This window comes from Streptomyces sp. MS06, assembly GCF_047200655.1.
Lineage (GTDB): Bacteria > Actinomycetota > Actinomycetes > Streptomycetales > Streptomycetaceae > Streptomyces.
Genome location: NZ_JBJZOJ010000126.1, coordinates 1 through 3,582 on the forward strand (window position 1 = coordinate 1; position 3,582 = coordinate 3,582).

Consider the following 3,582-nt stretch of genomic DNA (forward strand, 5'->3'; position numbering starts at 1 on the left):
TCGGCCCCCGGCCCGCGGCCTCGGCCGCCGGCCCCTGCCCCGGCCCGCGGCCTCGGCCGCGCCGCCGGGGCCGGCCCGACGCGCACACGCCGCCGATGCGGGGACGGGGCCTGTTACGGGGTCCGGCCGTGCCGGCGCCTCGGGCCGGCGCCAACGCCGTGCCGGCGCCAAGGGGGCTCGTCACCGCCAGGAGAGGCCCGCGGACCGCGCAGGGCGGCTCCCTTGCAGGGCGGCTCCCGCGCGGGGCGGCCGCGCGCCGGAGGCCGTGGGCGCACGCCCCACGCTGCGGACGACGCCGCAGCACCGGCGGACGCCGCACCACCGCGGGCGCCGCAGCAGCGGGACCGTGCAGAAAGCCCCCGCTGCGAACTCCGCGCCGGGCACACCTGCCGTGCACCCGCCGCGAACTCCTTCGGCAGACCTGTGATCCGGTGCGGTGGTGTGCGGGGCCCGTTCTCATGACGGCGCAGTCCGGCCGGACCCTTGGCGGGTCCGGCCGGACTGCATGGGGACGCAGGCGGCGGGCGGTCAGATGCGCCGCAGTACGAAGTCGTCAGCCGTCTCGCCGCGGAAGAGGTACTCCGGGCGGCCGCTGAGCACGTAGTCGCCGTGCGGGGTGGGCAGCACGTCCGTCGGGTTCTGCTCGGCCCAGGGCTGGTGGTGGACCGTCTTGGCCGCGGACCAGTCTCCGTCCACGGGGCTGAGGACCGTCACCGCGTCCTCGCCGTTCTCGTTGGCGAGCTTGTTGCTGACGACCACCATGGTGCCGTCGGCGCGCAGCGCGAAGGCGTCGCCGCCCAGGATCGGGCCGCCCTCCAACTCGACCTGGTGGACCTCGCCGGTGTCGGCGGAGACCCGGGCCAGCAGACCCGTGGAGTAGTGCATGGCCAGCAGATAGCCGGCCGGGTGGACGCGGATGCCGATCACTCCCGCGCCGGTGCCCAGCTCCCAGCCCGGCGACAGGGCCTGGCTGTCCACGAGCACCTCGGCCTTGCCCTCGACCGAAACCCGGTAGATCTTGTTCGCCGCCGGGTCGCTGACGTAGGCGGTGCCGTCCTCGGCGAGGGCTACGCGGTCGGCGGCGTGCATGGGCTCGGGGCCGAGGGCGAGGTCGACCAGGAACTGCTCCTCACCCGTGGTGAGGTCGTAGACGGCCATCCCGGATTCCTTGAGGTTGGTCTCCGGGGTGGAGCGGGCACCGATGCCGAGGTCGTGGTAGCCGAGCAGCAGACGGTTGCGCGGCAGGTCGACGGTGATGCCGACGGTCGACACGATCCGCGGGTCCGGGTCGGTCACCAGGGGCGTGATACGGCCGCTGCCGTCGACGATCGACGCGGTGCCGTGTCGCGTCGAACTGACCAGGAACGCCCCGCGGTTGGGGTCCCAGTCGAACCCCTCGGGGTGCAGGGCGTCGGCGTGCCCGGTGATGACCTCGGCGAAGTTCGCCTCGGTGCCGCCGGAGATGCTGTCGGACATGGTCTTCTCCTGTTCCGTTGCGGTGAGCGGGTCGCCGACGTGACGACGGCGGTATGGCGGTTGACGATGTGACGGGGGTACGGGGGGACCGGGGTGGGCGGAGTGGGCGGGGGGACGGGGGTCAGGACGGGACGCCGAGCGGCCGGGACGCCTCGACGCGCAGCCGCTTCCGGTCGACCTTGCGGTTGGAGTTGAGGGGGAAGGCGTCGACGTGCCGGTAGTGCTTGGGGACCATGCCCTGGGGCAGCAGTTCCCGCAGCCGGCCGGCGAGCGCCGCCGGAGAGGTCTCCACGCCCGTGTAGAAGATCACCAGTTCGATGCCGGCGTCGTTGGTCCGGGTGACGGCGACGGCGTCCTGGACGCCCTCGCAGGACCGGACGGCGTGCTCGACCTCGGCGAGCTCCACCCGCCAGCCCTGGATCTGCACCTGCGAGTCGAGGCGGCCGAGGTAGATCAACTCCCCGTTGTCCAGCCGCCGTACCCGGTCGCCGGTGCGGTACCAGGTGCGTCCCCCGTGCCGCAGGAAGCGCCCGCGGTCGTGTTCGGGGTCGAGGTACCCGGACGTCATCTGCGGTCCGGTGATGACCAGTTCGCCCTCGTGGCCGGTAGGCCTGTCGTCCTCGTCGAGCAGCAGGTGGTCGTGTCCCTCGTGGACCGCGCCGATGGGCACCAGGCCGTTGACGCAGAGCTCCGGGGAGGTCTCGGGCGACCAGCGGTGGCCGGTGACCGTGACGGTGAGCTCCGTCGGCCCGTAGATGTTCTCCAGGGTGGCGGCGGGTGCGGCCGCCTGCCAGTCCGCGGCGTCGCTCTCGCGCAGCGCCTCCCCCGCGAACAGACTCCAGCGCAGCGAGGCGAGGGCGCCCGGGGCGAGACCGCCGGTCCGGCGGATCAGGGAGACGGTGCTGGGCGTGGAGAACCACACGGTCATCCGGCGCTCGGCGACGAAGCCAGGCAGGTCGCGGAAGGCCTGCAGCGGCACCGGGTGGATGCTGCCGCCGGCGCCCCACGCACAGAACATGTCGAACATCGCGCAGTCGAAGTTGACGTCGAAGGTCTGCGAGAAGACGTCGTCCGCGCCGAAGTCGTACCGGGCGTCCATGAGCCGGAAGTAGTGCGTGGTGCTGCCGTGGGAGATGGGCACGCCCTTGGGGCGGCCGGTCGAGCCCGAGGTGAACAGGATGTAGGCGCGGTCGTCGGGTGAGACGGGTCGCGGCTCGGCCAGGGCGTCGCGGCCGTGGACGGTGATGCGGCGGAAGCCGCCGTCCCCCGCGGCGCTGTGCGGTGCGAGCACCGGCAGCGCGGGGTCGGGGCCCAGCGCCTCGGCCAGGGCGGTGAGCCCGGTGTCGTCGGCCAGCACCGCCGAGACGCCCGCGTCCCGCAGCATGCTCCGGGTGCGGCCCGCGGGGAACGAGGGGTGCAGGGGTACCACCGTGGCCCCGGTGTAGAGGCCGGCGAGGATTCCGGCGTACGCCTCGATGCCCTTGGCCGCCAGGACCCCTACGGCCCGAGGGGGGCCGGCCGGGTCGGCCAGCAGCGAGCCGGCCCACTGCAGGGCGAGGTCGTGGACCTCCTCATAGGTGAAGGTCCGCGTTCCGGTGCGGAGTGCCGGGCGCCGCCCGGCGACGGCGAGCCCGCGCAGGAACCGCGCGTGCAGCGCGTCCTCGATCTTCTTCAACATGCTTTCTCCGAATAAGGGGCTTCACCGGTCTTTTAGGGGGTGACGGGGCTGATACCGGAGCCCTTCCGGGAATATATTCGACGCGATGACCCAAATCCCTGGGGAAGGATTGAAAATGTGGGACGAGAAGTTCGAGGAGACCCTGCGGAAACATCTTCCGTTCCTCGGAGACGGAGAGGCCCTGGATTCATCGGCCGCTCTTCGGGACCTGGGGCTTGATTCGCTCGGCACGGTGGATCTGATGGCCGCGCTGGAAAGCGCCTACGACGTGCGTTTCGTGGACGACGCTCTCACCATGGAGAACTTCTCCACTCCCGGAACGCTGTGGGAATCGCTGTCGGGGCTGGCCGGCCGCACCCCTTGACGGGTCGCGGCCCGGAATCGCCCTCCGGAGAACCCCGAGTACAGGAGAAGGAGCCAACAAACCC

Annotated in this window: 3 protein-coding genes; 1 reads left to right on the top strand and 2 read right to left on the bottom strand. The window is 72.3% G+C overall.

The genetic code is table 11. The features are described 5' to 3' along the window. Positions 1-528: 528 nt before the first annotated feature. Positions 529-1,476 (bottom strand): hypothetical protein, encoded by a 948-nt coding sequence (locus ACL02U_RS32695; RefSeq protein ID WP_412794642.1) that lies wholly within the window; start codon positions 1,474-1,476, stop codon positions 529-531. Positions 1,477-1,597: 121 nt separating this feature from the next. Continuing rightward, positions 1,598-3,154 (bottom strand): AMP-binding protein, encoded by a 1,557-nt coding sequence (locus ACL02U_RS32700; RefSeq protein ID WP_412794643.1) that lies wholly within the window; start codon positions 3,152-3,154, stop codon positions 1,598-1,600. Positions 3,155-3,269: 115 nt separating this feature from the next. Here ACL02U_RS32700 and ACL02U_RS32705 point away from each other — a divergent pair, with 115 nt between their 5' ends. Next, positions 3,270-3,518, top strand: a complete 249-nt coding sequence (locus ACL02U_RS32705) for a phosphopantetheine-binding protein (protein WP_412794644.1) — start codon at positions 3,270-3,272, stop codon at positions 3,516-3,518. The last annotated feature ends 64 nt before the right edge of the window (positions 3,519-3,582 follow it).